The sequence below is a fragment of the Vibrio sp. 2092 genome (assembly GCF_033339635.1).
Lineage (GTDB): Bacteria > Pseudomonadota > Gammaproteobacteria > Enterobacterales > Vibrionaceae > Vibrio > Vibrio alginolyticus.
Genome location: NZ_JAWOUY010000002.1, coordinates 494660 through 518389, shown reverse-complemented (window position 1 = coordinate 518389; position 23730 = coordinate 494660). Strand labels below are relative to the sequence as shown.

The 23730-nt window shown below is 43.7% G+C and carries 9 protein-coding genes; 2 read left to right on the top strand and 7 right to left on the bottom strand.

Features of this window, described 5'->3' with window-relative positions:
- Positions 1 to 6 precede the first annotated feature (6 nt).
- From R7P80_RS06040 to R7P80_RS06025, 4 genes are all read right to left on the bottom strand, one after another.
- Positions 7 to 1320 carry an HlyD family type I secretion periplasmic adaptor subunit gene (locus R7P80_RS06040; protein ID WP_021033865.1) on the bottom strand — a complete coding sequence of 438 codons (1314 nt, stop codon included), beginning with the start codon at positions 1318 to 1320 and terminating at the stop codon, positions 7 to 9.
- Positions 1317 to 3488, bottom strand: coding sequence for a type I secretion system permease/ATPase (locus R7P80_RS06035; RefSeq protein WP_225491418.1), 2172 nt, complete (start codon positions 3486 to 3488; stop codon positions 1317 to 1319). The genes R7P80_RS06040 and R7P80_RS06035 overlap by 4 nt, the downstream gene beginning before the upstream one ends.
- Positions 3485 to 15625: an Ig-like domain-containing protein gene (locus R7P80_RS06030; RefSeq protein ID WP_318096698.1), complete on the bottom strand. Its 12141-nt coding sequence runs from the start codon at positions 15623 to 15625 to the stop codon at positions 3485 to 3487. The genes R7P80_RS06035 and R7P80_RS06030 overlap by 4 nt, the downstream gene beginning before the upstream one ends.
- A 152-nt stretch (positions 15626 to 15777) precedes the next feature.
- On the bottom strand, positions 15778 to 17214 hold the full coding sequence (locus R7P80_RS06025) for an arylsulfatase (protein WP_225491420.1): 1437 nt from the start codon (positions 17212 to 17214) through the stop codon (positions 15778 to 15780).
- A 247-nt stretch (positions 17215 to 17461) separates the two neighbouring features.
- Here R7P80_RS06025 and R7P80_RS06020 point away from each other — a divergent pair, with 247 nt between their 5' ends.
- A complete protein-coding gene (locus R7P80_RS06020) occupies positions 17462 to 18979 on the top strand; it encodes an arylsulfatase (RefSeq protein ID WP_005377761.1) in 1518 nt (505 codons plus the stop codon).
- 107 nt (positions 18980 to 19086) lie between these two features.
- Here R7P80_RS06020 and R7P80_RS06015 read toward each other — a convergent pair whose 3' ends face one another.
- The 3 genes from R7P80_RS06015 to R7P80_RS06005 all read right to left on the bottom strand — a co-directional run bounded on the left by R7P80_RS06015 (position 19087) and on the right by R7P80_RS06005 (position 22724).
- Positions 19087 to 20085: an HAD family hydrolase gene (locus R7P80_RS06015; protein WP_005385672.1), complete on the bottom strand. Its 999-nt coding sequence runs from the start codon at positions 20083 to 20085 to the stop codon at positions 19087 to 19089.
- Positions 20086 to 20247: 162 nt separating this feature from the next.
- Positions 20248 to 21345 carry a hypothetical protein gene (locus tag R7P80_RS06010; RefSeq protein WP_132936628.1) on the bottom strand — a complete coding sequence of 366 codons (1098 nt, stop codon included), beginning with the start codon at positions 21343 to 21345 and terminating at the stop codon, positions 20248 to 20250.
- Positions 21346 to 21398: 53 nt separating this feature from the next.
- Positions 21399 to 22724, bottom strand: a complete 1326-nt coding sequence (locus R7P80_RS06005) for an anaerobic sulfatase maturase (protein ID WP_172563292.1) — start codon at positions 22722 to 22724, stop codon at positions 21399 to 21401.
- A 238-nt stretch (positions 22725 to 22962) separates the two neighbouring features.
- Here R7P80_RS06005 and R7P80_RS06000 point away from each other — a divergent pair, with 238 nt between their 5' ends.
- Positions 22963 to 23691, top strand: coding sequence for a formylglycine-generating enzyme family protein (locus tag R7P80_RS06000; protein WP_372034459.1), 729 nt, complete (start codon positions 22963 to 22965; stop codon positions 23689 to 23691).
- The last annotated feature ends 39 nt before the right edge of the window (positions 23692 to 23730 follow it).

Below are 23730 nucleotides of genomic sequence, written 5' to 3'. Positions count from 1 at the left end.
TTATGTCTATCTTTCTCTGAGCGAATTCTCTTTCGCACGTAATATAGGTTTTAACCAATAATTCAGTACTGTTTTTTCTCCTGTAAGAATGTCTACCACAACCTGCATTCCCGGGATGATCGTAAACTTATCATCAACCTTGAAAGTAACGTTGGCACGGTAGTAGGCATTGCCCTCTTCATTTTGAAGTGCATCGGCGCTTACGTAGGTCACTTCTCCTTCTAGGCCTCCGTAAATGACAAAGTCATAGGCAGACAACTTTACCGTTGCCGGCAGGCCAGGCCTTATAAAGGCGATATTCTGAGGAGAAATTCTCGCTTCAACGATTAACGTGCTATTACGAGGGACTATTTCTAAAATAGGCTCACCCGGCTTAACCACACCTCCGATGGTTCTGACAAAAACATCTTTGATGGTTCCATCGACCGGAGAAAGTAACTGCGTTCGATTCAACTGATCCGCAATCGCCTGACGACTTTCATTGAGCTGCGCTAGTTGCGTCACAACTTCATTGAGCTGCCCTTGTGCCTCTGCCCTAAAAGCAAGCGCAGTACCACGATAATCTGCGATGGATTCAGAATACACAGCCCTTTGCTTTTGGGCAGCAGCTTGTGAACTCGCGATGTCTCCTTTGAGCTTTATAACGTCTCTATTCAGTTTTAATAATTCCACTTCAGCCACCGCGCCACTAGAAACCACCTCTCTCAACATATCTCGCTCTTTCGAGACAATAACCAGACTGCTTTTTAGTGTTTGAATGGTATTCAAGGTATCTAGATAAGCTTGCGATTGTTGCTCAATTCGCAATTTAGCCTCCTCCAGCTCAGACTCCAGTTGGCTCAACCGCTCAAGATAGTTTGCTTTGGCATTCAGATAGGCAGAGTGGCCGGTCATCGAAATATCAAATGGCTGAGGCTCGATACTCACTTGTTGTTTCCAATCCAGTTGGAGGCTATTCACTTTTACCGTTTCTAATTCAATTTGAAGCCTCTGCTTTCTGGCGAGCAAAGATTCAACTTGTTCAGAGGTCTCCGAATAGGTCGACTTAAACCTTGTATCATCCAGAATGGCGATGGTTTGCCCCTTAGTGACGCTTTCACCAGGCATGACAAGTAACTCCTTTAGAATGCCTCCCTCTAAGCTCTGAATCGTCTGAACAGACAAAGTAGGAACAACTTTTCCTTCGCCGACAACCACTTCGTCTAACCTCGCCCACGAGGCCCAAATAATCACACTCAGCACTAACGCGGCAGACAACCAAATCAACGTTCTCGAACGGTTTGCTAAATGAGCATTACTCCAACGAACTGTGCTCATCATTGACCTCCTTCGCGTACAATTGATACTGCGCGTACTCTGTTCGTCTTCGCGTTAGACTGTTGTTTAGCAAAAATTTCTTGGGGCACTCCTTCCCTCAAAATTGTGCCTTTATCAAGCACAACAATTCGATCACAAAGCGATAATAAGGAATGTTTATGAGAGCTAATAATCATCGTCGTCAAGTGCGGCAACGATTTGAGAGCATTAAACAACGCATTCTCAGCTGGCTGGTCTAAGGAACTGGTTGGCTCGTCTAAAATTAATGCTGCTGGGTTTCGATAAAAAGCTCTTGAAATCGCTACAGCTTGCCTTTGCCCCCCCGACAAATAACGCCCTCCTTCTCCGACTTGCGTTTCTAGACCATGAGGAAGGCGACTCATGTACTGGTTCAAACCCGATAATTCTATCGCACGGCGTAAACGTTCTTGATCAATAACATGATGTCCTAATACTATATTTTCCATAATGCTGCCGTATATAAGATGCGAATCTTGGCCAACCCAACCCGTTTTCTCTCTTATCAATTCGGCGGGCCAAAGCTGACTGTCAATGTCATCAAAATAAACGCTACCCTGTAAGGCACTGAGTTGATTGGTAATAATAGAAAGGAGTGTAGACTTTCCTGCTCCTGCACTACCAATAACGCCAACGCGTTCGCCTTGCTTGATAGTAAGATTAATATCTCTCAAACATGGCATATCAACATCTGGGTATTGGAAGCTCACGTTTTCTAAACGTATATTCCCTGTAAATTCGGCAGACGTAATGACCTGACTGCGTTGCGCCTCCTGAGGTAAAGACATGATAGAATTTAAGCCTTCAACCGCTGTTTTTGTCTGTTGATAGCGAAGTAACAGCATAGCTAACTGGTTAATCGCCCCTGCAGCACGACCGCTAAGCATGACAATAGCAATGAGCCCCCCCATGCTGAGCAATCCCTCAGAAATTCTGTACACGCCTGTTACAAGTAACATTACGGTAATTATCTGCTGGCTAGATTGAATGGAGTAAGCAACGATATTCGAATAGTTTCGCGATTGATTTTGCCAATCAGAAAGCATGGATACCGTTTGCTCCCAACGCTTTTGTGCTTCTCCCGTAGCGTTATTTTGCTTAATCTCTTTTAAAGAGGACAATGAATCAAACAAGTGAGCTTGTCGCTTCATGGATAGTGCAGCACTTTCCGTATGTGATTGTTCTATTTTTGCTTTTACCGCAAAGCCAAGGATCAGCAGGGTAAACATGACGGCAATAGGTATGAACATCATTGCCCCACCTAGCCAACCTATTAAGACTAAAAATAACAACGTAAATGGGAGATCAACTAAGGTCACAAGAGATGCAGAAGTAAAAAAATCGCGAACACTATCAAAATCTTGTAGTTGTCGAGCGAATGCACCGACTGATGCAGGACGGTGTTCAAGTTTCATCCCCATAACTTTAGAAAAAAGTATCGAAGAAAGCTTGTTATCGATGTACTTACCCGCGGTATCAGTGACAACTCCCCTTGCTTTACGCAATAGCCAATCAAAAATAATGATGACGGAGACACCAGCGACCAAAACCCATAATGTACTGAAAGCTTGATTAGGCACTACACGATCGTAAACGTTCATAGTGAAAAGCGGAATAACTAGCGCTAGCGTATTGATAAGGAAAGAGGCAATCAAAAGATCTCGATACCACGGAGACATTTCTTTCACTACGGCGAAAAGCCAATGTTCATTATAATCCGCTTGAATAGAACTTATCCGTTTGTCCAGCTCTGGACGCATAGAAACTTGCCATGCTTGAGGCTGGAATCGATTATGCAGTTCCTCGCTCGTGACGTATTGCGTTTCACCTTGATCTTCACTAAATAACGTGACTTGATAATCGCTGTTATGTCGCTCAGATATAATAGCGGGTTGTAACGTCTTCCTATTGATTACCACCAATGGAAAGCTCAACATTGCGGTGGATTTTAAATCGATTAATGTGAGTTCAAGATCGGCTCGCTCAGCGGCTCTGATGAATAAGTCAACATCCAATCTACCCTCAACAAGAGGTAATCCAGAAAGCACCTTTTTTGTATGGTGTCTAACCTCAAAATAACGCATCAACCAAGTTAACGAATGCCCCCAAGGATCGTTAGTCAGCTCACTTGATGAGGATGAGTGATGCTTCATGACATACCACCTACTAGCAAGTTGTTGTCATCAATCATCTTCTGTAAGACATTTTCTTCGGCTACGCCAGTCGAGTCACCTTTGTAAAGCTGATCGAGAGTGACGCCCTGCATAAGAATCTGTTGTTTTGTCCCCGTCTCTTCTGGTTTTATGTGAAGCGTTACGCCATCATCATTCTCTGTTAAATCGAGCTTATTATCGACTTCTGTTATCGAGGTAGCGGTGATTATCGAGGCGATATCAATTGTGTCATTATCATCACCAATAACGGATATTTGGAAGTCGTTGATCACATCGTACGAGGGCTTTAACTCGTTACCGAGCCCTGAACTGTCAAACTGGAATACATCGCTGCCACTTCCTCCAATAAGCAAATCATTAGCATCTGTCGCAAGTAATGTTTGGCCCCCTTCTTCCACTAAGGTAACATTGACTGTCTGAGCAGCACCTTCTGCGACTGTAGCACCCAGTGTTGCAATCGGTTTTATCGACAACGTAAAATCACTTGCACCGCTAAACCCGCCAACGATGGAAAGATCAGCGACATCCTCTTGATCAACAGTATAAATGCCGTTCAATCTTTCACCATGACTCAACTCTAGATCTGTTGGTAATCCGCGAATCTCCACACTTCCAAACTCTTCGGGTGCAGGATTGACTAAATTCATGCTCAACCCCAAAGGAATACTCCCAGACGCTTCAGACACAATAGACTGATAATCGGCCGTTAGTGTTGGCTCATCAGCTTCAGGGGTAACAACAATGGTTAGATCGGTAGTTTGCACATCTCCAAAATCGGTTTCGAGTGTCTCTGACACTATCGCTTGATCAAACGTTCTAACATTGAGAGCAACATCCATCGTTCCAAATGCATCCTTCGGAATGAACTCCAAACCTGACACTTCATTTGCTCGCACTAATACCGTCGCCACGGCATTGCCCGCGTCATCGAAGGTAAAGGATGAGAATTGAGTTCCAATACGAATCCTACCTAAGCCTTCCAATGCAGAGGGTTCAGAGCTTGCTTTGATCAACATCGACACTTCTATATATTCGTTGCTATTTGTTTCAAAACCGCTCGCTAAAAAGTCAATCGAAATGGAATCACCTTCATCTCCAGTGAACGTGTTAGAGGTTGTATTCAACGATACATCATCGCCAATCGGTTTTACGCCGACGTTGAACTGAGAAGTGGTATAGTTATAGTCGTTTGATCCAGACTCTTGGGTAATAGCTTGCAGTGTTAATGAAATATCCCCACTAAAATCTAGTGGCGGTAGAAAGTAAACCTTATCAAGTTGTGCTTGAGTTAGCTGCCACTCCTTGCTCTCACCATCCGTTGAACCGTTATCAGGGAGTAATTCGAACGTCCCATTATTGTCCCAAACCAACACGGCTCCGTCTGGCACTCCTGTCATGACCAAAGACATCGACTCAGAACCATCTTGATCGATTAATGATGCAGATAAGTTTCCTAAATAAATATAATTATCTTCATTACCAACTACGTCTTCTGTTTCCAGAACCGCTTTATCAACCACTGGGGCAATGGTAACGGTAACTTCTGTTGATTTAGTTTGAGTATCTTTCGCACTGTCAGTACTTAAACAACTTCCCGTGACTTCATCAGTAATGTTTGCGTCAACGGAAATAACAAGCTCTCCACTGTAGTTTTCAGGTGGGATTAACTGAATTTCGTTTAGACGCGTAACATCTGTCACTACCCATGTTCCATCACCGTTGTCAATGAGTAGGCTCGGGTCCACGGCAGTAAACCGCGCATTCTCGTCAGACACCGATAAAGAAACCCAATTGACACTTTCAAGGCCAGTCGCTGCGTCACCTTCTCCAATAATGGACTGCATTGGCCCTTCACTATCGCCCAATACAAGAGCAAGATTCAGGTTGGTTATAGTATCTTCTTGAACCGTAACTTGGCTTGGTGCTATCGCGATATCATCGACAACAGGAGAGATTTGTACCGTAATGGTCTGAGAGGTTGTTTTCGAGTCACCATCGCATGGGGCCGTTTCTGTCACTTCTAAATTGAAAGTAATGCAACCAGCAAAGTCCTCATCCACGCCAGTAAGCGTCAAAGAAGACAATCCAGCGCTAGAAATTGAATAACCCAACAGATTGCCCGCATTATCATAAGCAGGTATCACACCTTCGCCAGTAAGCTCGACTCCTTCAGGTAAAGAATCTGCGGCGACAAAGAAGGAAACTAAGTTACCATCACTACTCGCTACATCAGGGTTTAAAAACGCCCCAATTGAGACATCTTCACCTTCTTTACCTACAATATCCCCACTTTGAACGCTTCCTGGTTCACCAGGATCAGCACACTGGTCTCCATCTCCTTCATGGCCAGTAATTTGAATTTGGAACTGACCTGTGATGTATTGAGCATCCGTTCCATCTCGAACATACGCTAACACATTCACATCAAGTATCTCTGTATTAGATGGGCTATAAATCGATGCGCTAGCAAGCAAATCTTGAGCGGTTTCCAACACGCTATCACTTGTGATTCCTTCCATTGGAATCAGCCAGTTCCCATCGGCATCTTGAGAAGCACCATTCGGATGAGTAACAATGAGGTCTTGACCCTGCGGTATCTGTAAAACGATGTAATCGAGATACTCTGAACCATCAATATCCGCTTCTGTAAATGTAATGCCTCCACTCACGTCGACAGCAGACCCATCCGTACTTGTGAATACTTCAGTCGCGCCTTCTAAACGTGTTTTGTCAATATCTTCATTACCAATATCCACTTTGCCAGAAACCACGACGCTCAAAGAGCCATTGATTGCCTTTACATCAGTCTCCATCGTCGGAGACGTGTCTGTCACTTCGTACTGAACTTCCAGGCTAAATGTCCCACTTAGGTCTTCATTAGCTTTTACAGTGATTCGTCCACTGTTTAACAACTCAGATAATGTTGCCGAGCTACCATCAAGTAGTTCATTGAGTTCTAACGGTAAGTTACTTTCCTCTACTGCATTACCATCAAAGTAAAGCGTTAAGCCATCTGGAATGGATACAATGGTGTATCCTGTCAAGGACTCACTAGAATCTATATCTTGATTAACGACAGGCTCAAGATTTAGTGTGATGAAATTGTCCTCAATACCATTGCTTTGTAATTCTTGACCGTCAGTTTGATCAACAATAGGTGAGATTTCCATTTCCACTTTAAGAGGGGTTTCAGCAGAATCACCATCCGGCTCAGTTGAAACGACGATAACATCCATGCTCAGTGTTCCACTAAAATCTTGCTCTGTTTTGAGGTAAGTGTTTTCAAGAACAGCATTCGAGACCTGATAAACTGGCCCCGTTATTGGGTCCACGTAAGCAATTGGAAGAACAATAGGGTCACCATTTACATCTGTCAGTTGTGTTCCCAAAGGGATGTTCTGAAGCAAAATATTAATTTCTTCTGATAGATCGTCGTCTGATGTCTGGATGATAAAATCCAGTTGTATCAGGTTATCTTCGTCTAACGTAGAGAGATTACTAATTACTTTAGTCGCTTGATCATATTGCCAATTCCCCTGTCCACCATCTAGGACAATTGGTTCATCGACCACGCCTTTTAGCTTAATGTCAATGGTTGCAGATTGGCTCTCGGCGGTTTCATTAATAGGTGCTAAGCCATCAATAGTCGACTCTGTTGAAATGGCGGTTACTTGAAGGGATAGAGATTCAGTAAATGAGCTGATATCCGATTTTGGTTGAAGTAACGCCTCCGAATTGGCTAGAGCATTGGAGGTCACTAGGTAGGTATTAATACCGATAAGCGTAATCCCAGCTCCGACAGGCAATGTCCAACCATCTTGAACTTCTATGCGATAAGACAGAGACTCCGAGCCATCTGTGTCAGTGAGCCGCCCTAGGATGTACTCTTTTAAGTCAATCGCTTGGTCTTCAAGCCCCTGAATGTTTTTAACGGTCAGCGTAGGCACATCGGCATCTGGAGATATATCGATAACAACTTGCTCAGTGATCCACGCTGTTTTATCTTGCTCATCGGCAAACACACTACCCGACTCAGTCGTTACTGCCGTTACATCAAAAGTAAATCTTCCGGCCAAGTTTTCGTTAGATGTGATTTCAATTTGATCTAACTCGGATTGGCTATACGCTTTCCCTTCCTCAATAGCACTTCCGTTAAGTGTTAATATAAGTCCATCTGGAATATTCGAAATTTGGTAGTGGAGCGTTTCAGAACCGTCTTGGTCAAACTTTTCAGCGACAATATTGAGTGAAAGTGATTCAGCGGAATCTTCAACACTTTGATAAGAAAAGTCCGAATCATTAGACCACTCTGGCAAATCTGCAACCGGTAAAACGTTAACATTTAACGTATTATTGCCTTGTAATACAAAACCATCTGGTTCGACATCAGATACGATTAATGCAGACACTGCTAACGAAACTTTGATAGTGTTGCCCGACAGGTTTAGTGCTGGTTGGTAAGTGAGATCACCATTTGGAACAGTGAATATACCCACCCCCATTAGCTCTGTACCAGAAAGACTAATAAATCCGTCATTATCATCATCTTCAAGGCGCGCTCCGTCTAAAAACAGAGCCCCTCCTTGTAGAGATTCAACAGAGATCCTTATCGCTTCAACACGCTCATTATTCTCCGTATCCCCAGGAGAAACTCTAATCGGTAACGCGACTGGCGTGGGGTCTCCACTATTATTCGCGCCATTATCTTCTAACGTATCTACATTAACGGTTCGAATAAAGCCCCTAGCATCATCAAGAATTAATTGAGCTTCACTGCTTGCTTGGTCACCGTCTGCATCCGTCACAGTTATCGTTAGATCATCAAGCAAACCACCTACAGGCGTATTAACAATAAGCTCGGTAGTTAGCGTAAATGTCCCATCTTGAGCAATAGTCAGCGTTCCATATTTTAAGTTACCATCACTACTATTGATTAAATCGATGGTCCAAGCATCATTGCTAAATACCGAACTCGCCGTATCGTATGTTTCACCTGCATAGGTCAAACTTGATATCAACGTGCCATCTGAACTGATTAAGTCGGCATTATTGCTAAACCAGTTTCCCGAAAACTCATCCCCCTCGGTAAGTTCAATTTCTATTGGTGAGCTTGTGTCTTCAGGGATATCATCTACTACACTAACGGTATATGTCTCAGCTTCAGACTGGTCGCCATCCTTATCAACGGCATAAATTGAAAAACTGAGTTCTAATGTGTTCTCGTCCGCTGGAACACCGTCAGGTTCATCGTGTTCAAGTGCACGGTATAGATCAAACTCGACAGTCCCATCGGTATTAAATCTAATTCTAAAGACGTCTTGCTCGCTTTCATCTCTTGCATATAACCAACCATTCGAGTCCGGTGAATCAAGCGAAACCAGGCTACCACTACTTGTTTTATAGCCGAGCGCATTGAACATATCGATATTCACGCTCACACTGGCGATAGAGTCTGAACCTTGTAATAGCGTAATGGATGGTGACGAGCCCTCGATGCCAGAATCAACCGAATCATCATTCAACCCGCTTTCATTGACTGTGATTCCCTCTGTAATTACTAGTTCCGGAAACAAGCCATCATAGACCAGTATGTTGGACTCCGTAGAGATCTCGCTTCCATCAGAATCTCTCGCCACGATGGGCATAGAGATCGACAATTGCGTCCCATCACCTAAAACATGGTCAAGCGAGTGATAAAGCTCTACAGTTACATTAACGGTAGACGTATCATTTGATGGCAAAGAGAAGTCACTAGGTAACGTGACCCTAAATACAACGTCTCCAGTGTCTGAAATTGCGTCAAAGCTTCCATCATTGTTATCGTACCAAGTGACAGCCTCTCCGTTATAAGTAACAGCATCACCAAGCGTAGTTTTGACAGTATCTCCATCATTTATGTCAACACCCAGATACACAATCGGATCGAATGATGACGTAACTATCACATCCGTATTCGCTATGGCTGAAACCCCATCAGGAGCAATGTTTGTATCGACAGGTGTTTCGGTCAACTCGACATTGCCACTATTGATTAGCGCTTGTCCATTGTCGTTATCTATCACATTAATGTCTAAAACGACCGACGTGTTATCTTGGTCTGAGTCCATTGCAGTAACAACGAGAGGTACGTTTGGATCAGTATTTTCTTGTTGATCGAGAGCCTGAAAAAGCTCAAAGGAGTAGGTAATGTCGCTATTTGCATCAATAGGTAATGAAGCACTGAGGGTAGCTTGAAAGATGGGAATCTGAGTTTGCCCATCTTCGTCAAGAATATAACCATCAAGTGTTTTGCCATCCGCAGAGACTTGATAAAGCACAACTTGTTCACCACTCGTCAACAAGGGTTGTTCAGAGACGATGAACGACAAAGATTCGAGGTAATCACTGCCAACCTCAACTTGAAAATTCCCTGAGCTCAACACACTTCCATTTGCGAGATCAGATTCTTTTACTTCTACCCCATTCAAATTATTTAAAGTTGGGTCTGCGCCATCCTTTAGAACATAGTCAATTTCATTCTCTACAAGCGGTGTGGCATCTAAATCTACGCCACCAATGGTCAACGGGAAAGTGACCGTATCACTGCTATTGAATTGATCGATAGGGTGCTCAAGAGTAAGCGAAATTGAAGCTAATACATCGTTACCCGACTCAACGCTACTCAACGTTAACGTAAATACAGTGACACCATTCGCAAATGCTGTAATTTGCTTTCCACTGGAACTTAACGTGTAGCTAAGCTCATTATCAGAGACTGAGCTTGTAAGCCCTAATGCTTCTAACTTAGTAATAGATGACCCACCGAAATACAAACTACTCGGATCAGGGTTGTCAGATCCCGCGACAATATTGACAGTTCCTTCAAAGTTCAATATCGGGGCATCCAAAGGGACTTCTGTTACGTCTATAGTCGCATTGCCTACGTAACCTGCTTGTCCATCAGTAATGTCAATGGTCGCGTTAGCCAAGCCATAGTCTTGGGAGTCATCTGCAGCTAAATAGCTGAAAGAAACACTTTGCTCGACCGAATGATCTAGGTTTCGACCTGCATCAAACTGCCAAGAGCCATCAGAAAATACGGTTAATTCGCCTTTTTCTAAACTAAAACTTACGGATCCCCCCTCTAGAATTGACTTCTGCTCCCCGCCAGCCTCTACAAATTTCACATAAAGTGTTCCATCAAGATCAATATCATTTTCAAGTAGATTGCCCGTAATTGTTTGATCTTCTACGACTGAGTATGTGTCATCTCTAATCACCGAATCAGAGTCATAAATAGTAATCGTTAACGGTGCCACAACCGTCTCTTGTGTACCATCAGCATCACTTTGAGTGCTTTCAACCAATACGTTAGTCACCAGCTCATCTTGACCTACACCATGATCAATCGCTTCATAAAAAGTAATTTGAACCGTACCATCATCATTGACTTCTGCTGAGAAAACTAATCGGTCGTCAGTCGATGTTCCTTGTAAGCTCAACCCATCTTCTGCAACAACAACGTTAATAGATTGACCGACCGATGTAAGCGCGCTCAAACTTGGCTGCTCTGCATGCAGTGCTGGCACACCATTTTCTATGTTGATGGCTGCCGAGCTGCTTTGCTCACCAAAAAATCCAACGATATTTTCAGAAAATACCGTTGAACCGGGTAGCACTATTGTCGGCATGGTATCGACCGCGTGGTTGCCGGCGGCATCCAACACTTCTGCTTCAATGGTCCACGTGTTGTTTAGATTGAGAGTGTTTACGTCAATTCCGGTTACTGTCCACGAACCTGATGCATCAACAAGGCCAATAAAATTCAGCGTGCTGTCTCCGTCACTTACCCGAATCGTCACTGCCAGACCTTGCTCTACACCACTGGTTGTCCCTCTCATTTCCGTGACTATACCCTCACGGAAATTATCAATGGCAAGACCACCGCTAATATAAAAATCCGTATCGATATCAATGGTGGGAGCTGTGGCATCTATGGTCGTAGCCTCATCCATCGCTTTCGCTTGGTTGCCCGCTACATCATTCACGGAGGCAGATACGGTTAACGCCCCATCGGCTAACGTGGATAAGTTCACCCCTTCGACTTGCCACATACCATCAACGACAACGGCATTGAACGAGAGCATCCCCCCTGAGCTGTCTTGAACCGTGACAGAAACCGTCTGACCATTTTCAACATCACTGACTTGCCCTGACAAAGTGACAGATTGGCGCTCTTCAATGCTTAAATAGCCGTCTCCGCCATCGTCAACGTCCACCGTCACACTTGCGAGCGTATCTTTAATGATGGTGTTTTCACTGGTTGCAGGGTTGCCCGCTATATCTATACTCTCAGCAACAACTGTCAGCGTACCTTCAGACAACCCAGAAAGGTCAACGTCGTCCAGAGACCAACTTCCACCAGTCACCACCGTTTCTAAGTTTATGACCGCTCCTAACGAGTCGGTTACCGTAACTTGGATACGCTGGCCATCTTCAATGTTTTCAATCGTCCCTTCGAGGCGAGTAGTCGCGATTTCGTACTGATTTAAATACTCATCCCCTCCACCATCAAAATTGACGTTCACCGTTGCAAGTGTATCTTTAATGGTCGTATCGACAGCGTTCAGGTTATTGCCATAAATGTCAGAAACCACAGAAGTCACCGTAAGCGGCCCTTCGGCAAGAGAAGACAGATCAACGCATGATAGGGTATAGGCCTCATTCTCTACGGTCGTTGTAACAGTAATGGAATTATTGAGGCTGTCGGTAATGGTGATAGTAACAAGCCACTCATCGCTTATCTTGAGTGCGTCACCTTGAATCGTGACACTAGGAACTTCAAACTGGTTTTCGTATCCATCGCCGCCATCAAGAATATCCACCGTTAAAGAGGCATCATCGTTCAAACCTTCAATTGCCTCTAAGGTAATATCCAATGTTACGGAGGTGGTGTCACCGTCTGAATCTGTTGCATTAACTAACAATGGTATATCCAGGATTTGATCTTTTGACAGATCGAAAGAGCGATATAATTCAAAGGAATACTCTATTTCACTACTCGACTCTAAAGGTAATGTGGATAATAGTTTCGATTGAAAAATATTTACTTCCACCCCACCTTCTAAGATATAGCCAGTAATTGTCGTACCGTCATCAGACAGACGGTAAAGCAACTCACTTTCACTACTCACTAATGTGGGCTGGTTTAATTCGCTAAATCGAAGAGAGTCAACATAATCACTCCCGATATCGAGTTGAAGGCTCCCAGTCTTAAAGATTGCCCCACTTTCTAGATTAATCTCCTCCATTGCAACAACAGTCAAGTTGCTCAACGTAGGATCAACACCATCTTTCAACACGAAATCAATTTCATTCTCTACAAGCGGTGTGGAGTCTAGATCTGTCCCTCCAATGGTCAGCGGGAAAGTGACCGTATCACTACTGTTGAATTGATCGATAGGATGATCAAGAGTAAGCGAGATTGAAGCTAGTACATCGTTACCCGACTCAATGCCACTCAATGTTAACGTAAATACAGTGACACCATTGGCAAATGCTGTGATTTGCTTTCCACTGGGACTTAACGTGTAGCTAAGCTCATTATCAGAGACTGAGCTTGTAAGCCCTAATGCCTCTAACTTAGTAATGGATGCCCCACCAAAATACAAACTAGTCGGATCAGGGTTATCAGAGCCAGCAATCACATTAACACTGCCTTCGGTGGTTAATAATGCCGCTCCCAGAGGTACTTCTTCTGCGTTTATAGTAGCACTGCCTACATAACCCGCTTGGCCATCTATAATGTCGATGGTCGCGGTTGCTACACCGTAATCTTTTGAATCATCGGCTGCGAGATAATCAAATACGATACTTTGCTCAACCGTGTGATCTAAGTTGCGACTGGCATTCAACTGCCAAGAGCCATCTGAAAATACGGTTAATTCACCCTTCTCTAGACTAAAACTTACTGAGCCACCATCAGGGACAGACTGGATCTCTCCTCCAGCTCTGACATATCGAATGTACAAGTCACCATCAATATCAATGTCATTCTCCAGTACATTGCCAGAAATGACTTGGCCTTCGGTTACACTATATGACTCATTTGCGATCACTGGGTCGGCATCACTGATGACGATTTCTAGGGGAGCCACAACAGCCTCTTGTGTACCGTCAGCATCACTTTGAGTGCTTTCAACCAATACGTTAGTCACCAGCTCATCTTGACCTACACCATGATCAATCGCTTCATAAAAAGTAATTTGAACCGTACCATCATCATTGACTTCTGCTGAGAAAACTAATCGGTCGTCAGTCGATGTTCCTTGTAAGCTCAACCCATCTTCTGCAACAACAACGTTAATAGATTGACCGACCGATGTAAGCGCGCTCAAACTTGGCTGCTCTGCATGCAGTGCTGGCACACCATTTTCTATGTTGATGGCTGCCGAGCTGCTTTGCTCACCAAAAAATCCAACGATATTTTCAGAAAATACCGTTGAACCGGGTAGCACTATTGTCGGCATGGTATCGACCGCGTGGTTGCCGGCGGCATCCAACACTTCTGCTTCAATGGTCCACGTGTTGTTTAGATTGAGAGTGTTTACGTCAATTCCGGTTACTGTCCACGAACCTGATGCATCAACAAGGCCAATAAAATTCAGCGTGCTGTCTCCGTCACTTACCCGAATCGTCACTGCCAGACCTTGCTCTACACCACTGGTTGTCCCTCTCATTTCCGTGACTATACCCTCACGGAAATTATCAATGGCAAGACCACCGCTAATATAAAAATCCGTATCGATATCAATGGTGGGAGCTGTGGCATCTATGGTCGTAGCCTCATCCATCGCTTTCGCTTGGTTGCCCGCTACATCATTCACGGAGGCAGATACGGTTAACGCCCCATCGGCTAACGTGGATAAGTTCACCCCTTCGACTTGCCACATACCATCAACGACAACGGCATTGAACGAGAGCATCCCCCCTGAGCTGTCTTGAACCGTGACAGAAACCGTCTGACCATTTTCAACATCACTGACTTGCCCTGACAAAGTGACAGATTGGCGCTCTTCAATGCTTAAATAGCCGTCTCCGCCATCGTCAACGTCCACCGTCACACTTGCGAGCGTATCTTTAATGATGGTGTTTTCACTGGTTGCAGGGTTGCCCGCTATATCTATACTCTCAGCAACAACTGTCAGCGTACCTTCAGACAACCCAGAAAGGTCAACGTCGTCCAGAGACCAACTTCCACCAGTCACCACCGTTTCTAAGTTTATGACCGCTCCTAACGAGTCGGTTACCGTAACTTGGATACGCTGGCCATCTTCAATGTTTTCAATCGTCCCTTCGAGGCGAGTAGTCGCGATTTCGTACTGATTTAAATACTCATCCCCTCCACCATCAAAATTGACGTTCACCGTTGCAAGTGTATCTTTAATGGTCGTATCGACAGCGTTCAGGTTATTGCCATAAATGTCAGAAACCACAGAAGTCACCGTAAGCGGCCCTTCGGCAAGAGAAGACAGATCAACGCATGATAGGGTATAGGCCTCATTCTCTACGGTCGTTGTAACAGTAATGGAATTATTGAGGCTGTCGGTAATGGTGATAGTAACAAGCCACTCATCGCTTATCTTGAGTGCGTCACCTTGAATCGTGACACTAGGAACTTCAAACTGGTTTTCGTATCCATCGCCGCCATCAAGAATATCCACCGTTAATATAGCATCGGGATTCAACCGCTCAGGAGCCTGAGTCTCAGAAGTTGGGTTCTCTCTTTCTTGCACTGCTGGCCTAGTAACATAGCCATTAGAAACGAGTTGCTCAGGTAAAACAGCGCGAATATAGGCAACAAAACTTAACCCACCAGAAGACTCACTAAAATCTCGAACGCTCTGATTAAAAGTGGATTCAATACCGTTTTGAGATGCAATTAAAAGATCATTCGAACTCGATTCATCCTCACTTGTTGAATCTTCATTAAATGCAATATCGAGAATGTCAGTATTAAGAACAACCACCTCTACTTCTGGAACTAATTGTTCGTTAGGCAACATTTGGATCCAAGAACCGTCACTTAAAACCGCCCAAAGAACATTACCGACTTGAATGTAGAGTATTGGCTGCATAATTCGCCCCATATGAAACAACGAACTTTAAGTATGGTCGACGAATGTGACTGTTCAAATGAAACTAGAAAAAACATGGCCCTAAATGGCTCTAATGAGATATTGAACCAAAAACATACCTCATGCATGCGAGAAAGAGCCATTGGGGTAAACTACTTCTGGCGTAACCCATCCACTGGAAATTGATTGAAATTCCCCTTGCTACAATCGGGCTTATATCCAAATGGAGCAGGGAAAGGAATCGTATCGCAGCTTGTTGCAACGGAAGATTCAAACTTTACTCTCTTTCCTATCATGATAGGAAATAACCATGTGGCATTATTTCTTAAATCAAACTCCTCTTTAGGGTCATCAATCAAATTGTATATTTCAGGGATCTGTAATGGGCGCCCTTTCTCCGGCATGATATCTTGATCAATAAAGTGCATCTTGTAATTTTCCCACTTATAAGCATAGGTTTCAGAGCCATTGTTAATGATAAAACCATCTCGATTAGACTTTTCACTATCTCCCTTTAAAAAGGCCCACTGATCAATACTATCTATTGTTCTATCGCTTGGTAATTTGTATCCACCGACATGAGAAAGTGAGGCAAATAGATCCACAACATGGATAATTTCATCACTCACTCTGCCCGGTTTGATGTGGTTAGGCCAAGAGGCAATAAATGGTGTTCGGAGAGAGCCTTCAAGAGCCGTAAAGTATGCACCACGCCATGGCCCGCTAGAGCCTTGGTATGGCATATGCCACTCTGGACCGTTGTCAGAAAACCAAATCACTAGTGTATTGTCTTTAATTCCTGCTTTTTCTATTGCACCAATAACTTGCCCAGCTCGAAAATCTATCTCAGCTAACACATCTGAGTAATTTCCTTTGCCTGTTTTACCAATAAAATCAGGATGAGGTAGCGTCGGTAAATGTGGTTGAGTAAAAGTAATTACAGAGAAAAATGGCTTATTCTCTTTCACATTTCGATTTATAAAATCTGTGGCATGTTCAACTAGCTCACTGTCAATCGTTCTACGTGAGTCCAAATTATATTCTTTGACCCCTTTAGGATCCTGCCCTGCTCTAGCTGAAAGGATTTGAGGTTTAGGTAATATAGCTTTATAACCGGGTTGAGAGCTATATTCTGACTCATCCGTCGTATTTGCAATGCCATACCATTCATCAAAGCCTTGATCCGTTGGAAAGCGCCCTTTTTGGTCTCCCAAATGCCATTTCCCGTAAAGGCTCGTGTTATATCCTTGTTCCTTAAACTTCTCTGCAATGGTTATCTCCCAGTTCACCATACCGTAAGGCACTCCCCAAACAACCTTATCTGTCCCAGATCTAAGCGCTCGCCTCCCCGTCATGAATGAGGAGCGAGTTGGCGTGCATTGCGGTTCCACATTAAAATTAGTAAGGCGTACACCTTCTCTAGCAAGTTGATCTAAGTTTTTAGTTTCAACACCTCTGGTACTCCCATAGGAACTTAGTTCCCCCCACCCAAGGTTATCAACCAACATTACCACGACATTTGGTGTCTCTTCCGCAACCACTTCTAACGGGATACATAGAAACAGGATAGTTGCTAGTTTATTTTTCATAGTGTCGCCTTTCATTGAAATTCAATCCTGTAAGTGCGTCTTATCACACTTAAAACACACTAAAGTCTAGTCCATGTTAGTTAACATTTTTGAAAAACAGGGATTACTTGGAAGCAACAAAAAACCTCTACTATATTCAACTGACTACATTGTCTCATTTGGTGTCATCTCACTCGACTTCGCCATGATGAACACAATTAGTAACGTTATATAACGATAATGGATTCATTTATCGCGGAGGATTTTCATGCGAAACTCGATTAAAAAGGTAATGGCATTGGTCGGTACATTAGCTGCGTCCACAGCCTTTGCTGCCGATAAGCCCAACATCCTTGTGTTCTGGGGTGACGATGTAGGTGTATACAACATTAGTGCGTATCACAATGGTATGATGGGAGGGAAGACTCCTAACATTGATAAAATCGCCAATGAAGGTGCCATTTTCACAGACGCTTACGCACAACAGAGTTGTACTGCCGGACGAGCCTCATTTATTCTGGGTCAACATCCGTTTCGTACCGGTCTATTGACTATTGGTATGCCCGGCGCAAAAGAGGGTATTCAATCGAAAGATCCTACTATCGCAGAGTTACTTAAAAATCACGGCTATGTGTCTGGTCAGTTTGGTAAAAACCACCTTGGTGATCAAGATGAGCACCTACCAACTAACCATGGGTTTGATGAGTTCTTTGGTAACCTATACCATTTAAACGCGGAAGAAGAGCCTGAGTCTGAGTTTTATCCAAAAGATCCAGAGTTTCGTAAAAAATTCGGACCTCGAGGCGTGTTGAAGGCGACTGCGGATGGCAAAATCGAGGACACAGGTCCCCTTACTCGTAAGCGTATGGAAAACGTAGACCGAGAATTCATGGATGCTAGCTTGGCCTTTATGGAAAAAGCAGTAAAAGAAGACAAACCATTCTTTATTTGGCATAACTCAACCCGTATGCACGTCTGGACACATTTGAGTGAAGAATATCAAGGGAAGTCAGGTTACGGCTTATACGCCGATGGCATGATGGACCTAGATGATCAAGTAGGTGTCATGCTTGATAAACTTGAAGAGCTAGGCGTAGCAGATAACACCATTGTTGTTTTTAGTACCGATAATGGCGCTGAGAAATTTACCTGGCCAGATGGTGGTACTACACCGTTCAAGGGCGAAAAAGGTACGACTTGGGAAGGCGGATTCCGCGTTCCGATGATGGTACGCTGGCCTGGAAACATTAAACCAGGAACGGTTATCAACGATATCTTTTCACAAGAAGACTGGATGCCAACTCTACTCGCAGCTGTGGGCGAACCAGATGTGAAAGAAAAACTATTGAAGGGTCATAAAGCAGCGGGCAAAACCTTTAAAGCACATTTAGATGGCTACAACCAACTTGATCTGCTGACTGGTAAAGCTGATGAAGGCGCACGCAAAGAAATCTTTTACTTCGATGCTGGTGGTAATTTAAACGCCGTTCGTTATAAAGACTGGAAGATCCACTTCAGTATTATGGAGGGTGCCATTAATGAGGCATACCGCAAAACACCTAGTTGGCCTTTGATTGTAAACCTTCGTATGGACCCATTCGAGGTCGGTCCAGATGCAGCACTTTACGTCAGACATTTTTACGCTGATCAAATGTGGATGTTCGTTCCTGCTCAAGCTATCGTGCGTAAGTTCCTAGAGACATTTAAGGAGTTCCCTGCAACGAAAGGTAGCTCGTTAAGTATTGAAAAAGTGGTAGAAACAATGACACAGCAACCTAGAAACTAGACCCTAGGTATCGAAGCTACTGTGGAATTAACTAAGGCCTCAATTGTGAGGCCTTTTATTTCGTTGCAATTGTTTGGTTGCAGCAATTTATGGTCAAACAAAGATTATCATTTAGTGCTCTCTTTAAACACTTGATTCCAATCTTGTTTCATATCGACAAATAGCCAACCTTGCTCTTCACCTACTTTAAACGATTTATCTAACTTGCCAACATGAGAATCTTTATCATACGCCCATTCACGCTTGTCATCCGTGTGATGGATAATCGCAGAAAATCTTGGACCTGAACCTGCTTTCGTCCACTCTAACATCTGTAAATCACCATCAGAATTACCAAACGCCATTACCGGACGTTTGCCAATGAAGTTTTGAATCGTCACAGGCTTTACTGCTTTGTCATTGACAAAGTCTATTTCCGGCATGCGTTGGATGGTAGGTTTTCCATCAACACTTTGATATTCCGCCTTTAACGTCGTTCCCACGATGTTTTGCGTTGGAATGCCGTATACTTCCGGCGCCCAAACGCGCATAAATTCAATTCCGCCTCCAGAAACGATGTAGGTCTGATAGTCGTTCGCTCTTAAATAGTCGAGCAGTTCGAGCATAGGTTGATATACCATTTCAGTGTATGGTCTACCCGTTGTTGGATGGACAGCCGTTTTCAACCATTCCTTAACTTCTTGATGAAACTGTTCAGTAGACATTCCAGAATGGGTTGCCATAACAAGCTTCATTACACCTTCGAGTCCTTGTTTACCAATCCCCTCCATGTCACCTTTTAATGCGGAAGCAAAGGGTTCGGTTGTCTTCCAATCAGGATGCTCAGAGGCCATTTCTTTTACTCTATCGATCGCAAAAAACAACTGTAGATAAACAGGCTTTTCTGCCCAAAGTGTTCCATCATTATCAAACGTCGCGATTCGTTGGCTTTCAGGAACATAGGAATCCGAACCTTGGGTCGTTGTTTTCGTAACAAACGCCATAATAGCTTGCTTAGCGTCAGTGTTGTTCCATGACGGAAGTGGATCTTGCATATCAGCAGCAACAGCGTAACTAGACAGAGCAAAACCTGTTGCTAAGACAATCGTCTTTAACTTTATAGCCATCTTAATTCCTTATATTGAGGTGCTAGGTGCGAATCCAATCAAAAGTATAGTTCAATTGAAACAGGCGCATATTGAACTGACATATCCAACGGCCACCAAAGAGTGACGCCGTCACTAAATTGGTTCACTATTTTATTGAAATAGGAACATGGAATTTACCGATTAGAGTTTAAATTCATTGGCTTCAACTGATGTAGAGGCACTTTTACGTCCCTTTTTCTGATTGAGCTCTTCAATAACATAGTCGGGAGCGACCTTCGTTAGCTCTGTTAAACAGTCATCCGTTTTAGGGTTGCCGTATCTGACATAGATGTCACACACGGCATACAATTGTTCTGGAGCACCGGATATCAAATACGCTTGCTCAAAAGCGTTGACAGACTTCTTCAAGTCTAACTCTTCTTGCAGAACACCACTTAAATACCAAAAGTAACTGTTCGTCTTTGCCATCGTCGCAGCTTTGTCTATTTCAAACGCCGCTTCTTTCTTTTTGTCTAATCTAACCAAAGCGAGAGATTTAGAATAATGCAGCGAGGCATCTTCTGAATTTAGCTTGATACCCTCGTCAAGCACGTTGATAGCTTTTTGGTCTAGCTGTTGCGCTCGGAAGTTGTCTGCATAGCTTAACCAAACTTGAGGGTTGTTTGGCTCAAGCTTAGTTAACTCTGGGTATATCAGTGCCGCTTTATCCCAATCACGATGCCAACGGTAAACGTCTGCAAGTAATAACTTGGAAACATTATCGTTCTTACTGGACAAGTGTGCTGTCAGCTCTGAAACAGGCCCCTCAAGTGACTGCTGTTGCTCCGAACTCAAATTGGCGTAATCTCGAACGAGGTTAATCGCTGCTGTAATTCGCACCATGGCGGCGTCATCACTCAATAATGGTGAAATCAAACGCCAACGGTGCTCAATCATATATGGCTGTGCTCCCACGATCGCAGCTTCGCGAATACCTGCATCTTCATCCTGCAACCCACGCGCAACTGCAACCAACGCATTTTGGCTTGGATAGTTGGCTAACTCACGTAAAGCATCAATACGTTTTTCTGAAGACAACTTTTTATTTTGCGCATCATAAGACAGCTTTTCGACTCGTTGCGCCGGTGTCATTTGAGCTTCTTGTGGAGTGACAACCGTTGTCGGCGATACCTGGTCTGGGTCTAGCAATGTTGTTTCTTGTGCCACTGCTGTTTGACTCGCAGCAATGCCGATCGAGATCACGAGTAATGATTTAGAGAGCAGCTTAATTTTTTGCATTCAATAACCTATATTCTTTCATTTCCGGGCCTGTAGCAGGCGTAGTGACTATCTTAAAACTTCGTTTCAAACACAGTCTGTGTTTGAGTAGCTTGCTGGCGTAGAATCTGGTCACTGTATTTACCGTGAACCACTGGGTTACCTGTCGCTCGTAAGATGTACGCCATCGACTGATCAACATAGGTAAAAAACTTCTTCCAACCCGCGCAGAGATAATTAAGACCAGGCTCACCTTGCCTAGTACGGATAAAACGGTTTTTGGGACATTCTCCAAAACATGCAAATTGATAATCACATTGAAGGCACTGTTGGGGCAGCGTACGACTTTTAGCAAACCCAAATTTCTGCTGCTCAGAGCTATAAGCGAGCGTATCGAGCTTTTCGTGATGAATGTTTCCAACCTTATATTCTGGGTACACGTAATGATCACACGCAAACACATCACCATTAGGCTCCATTGCTAAGCCCTTCCCGCAGATTTCACCTAACGTACACAGTGGGTTTTTTCTGCCCATCCAGGTTTCGATACTGGCTTCAAAGTACTGCACAAACACGTTGCCGATATCGTGTAAAACCCATTCATTGAAAATCGCGATCAGAAAATTTCCCCATGCTTCATCCGCAACGCAAAAAGGCTCAACAACGGCATCTTTATGACCTGGGATCAACCGTTTATCTCCTTGCTTTAGTTGCTCGTTTGGCTCCCAAGTTTGAGGGGCGGTTGTTCTGAATGTTTTCTGCTCAACTATTGGAATAAACTGCATTTGAGGGGAGCGTACTTCATCTCGCAAGAATCGGTACACTTCAAGTGGGTTACGGCTGGTCAAGTTGTTAACACAAGTGAGCGTAGCAAACTTTACTTCGTGCTTATGTAATAGTTCAACCGCATTCATAACTTGCCGGAGTGTGCCTCTACCAGCTCGGTTTGTTCGATAAGCGTTGTGCATCATTTCTGGACCATCAATGCTTAAACCGACGAGAAAGTTGTTCGCCTTTAAAAACTCACACCATTCATCGTTAAGCAGTGTGCCATTAGTCTGGAGATCATTGGAGATCGTAATACCATCGGGACGGTATTTATTCTGTAGCTCAACAATTGTCTTGAAATAATCCAAACCTAGCATTGTCGGCTCACCACCCTGCCAAGAGAAAATAATTTCAGGTGTATTTTGTCCCGCTATATATTGACGGATATAGGTCTCTAGCGTTTCCTCATCCATGACTGGTGAGCAGCCTGGCTTGTACTCAAGTAAATCTTGTTTGCTTAGGTAGTAACAATAGGTGCAATCGATATTGCACACTGCACCGATAGGTTTCGCCATGACATGTAATCGCTTGGAAGCTTTTCCATTGAACTGCGGACCTTGAGTTATGTGCATTCATCACCTTCTTAGTTGCTAGCCTGCGCCCAACGGCGTTAAGACTAATCATTAAGTTAATCGCCTAGTGTGATGATAATGTTCAATTATTCGTGGCGCTTGTTATAGTGTGTATAACTGTTTTTCATAGACTTGCCTGATAAAATTTTTTGATCATAAATGTTGATGGAGCTCCCCTATGAAGCATTCCAAAAGTAATACTCTTTACCTTGGTGCCACTATTTCGATTTCGCTAATTATGACTGGATGTGCAACAACACAACCTAGCCCTCTTGCTCAAAAAATCGATCAAGATATGGTTCTTATTGAAGGCGGACAATTTACGATGGGCTCGGATAATCCATCAGCAAATAAATCCGAGCGCCCGGCCCGCACCGTTCGCGTGGAAGATTTCTATTTGGCAAAATTTGAGGTAACCCAAGAGTTATTCGAATCGGTTACAGGCTCTTCTCTGAGTTATTTTAGAAACCCAAATACGCCCGTGAATAACATTAGCTGGCAACAAGCCAATTATTTTATAAAGAAATTGAATGAAAAAACGGGAGAGCACTATCGTTTACCCACCGAAGCAGAATGGGAGTTTGCAGCGAAAGGGGGGAATCTAAGTCAAGGATTCACTTACGCGGGGTCTGATGATATTAACGACGTTGCCTGGTATGCCAGTAACTCAAACAATAAGGCACACAAGGTAGGTCAGAAAAAACCGAATGAGCTTGGCTTATACGATATGACGGGTAATGTTGGTGAGTTTGTTATTGATGCGTTTGATGAAGGTTATTACAAATCAGCACCAAGTGATAATCCGGTAAACGCAAAAGATGAAAAAGAAAGCCTTGCACACAAGTCTGTACGAGGTGGTAGCTTTGCCTATGATGCTGACGAATCCGAAAACTATCGTCGCGATTTTGCTAGCCAGTCAGTCATCATGTCCGATATGGGGCTGAGATTAGCGAAAGACGCTGATTAAACCAAGTAAGAAAAAGTGGAGCGATAAAAGCTCCACTTT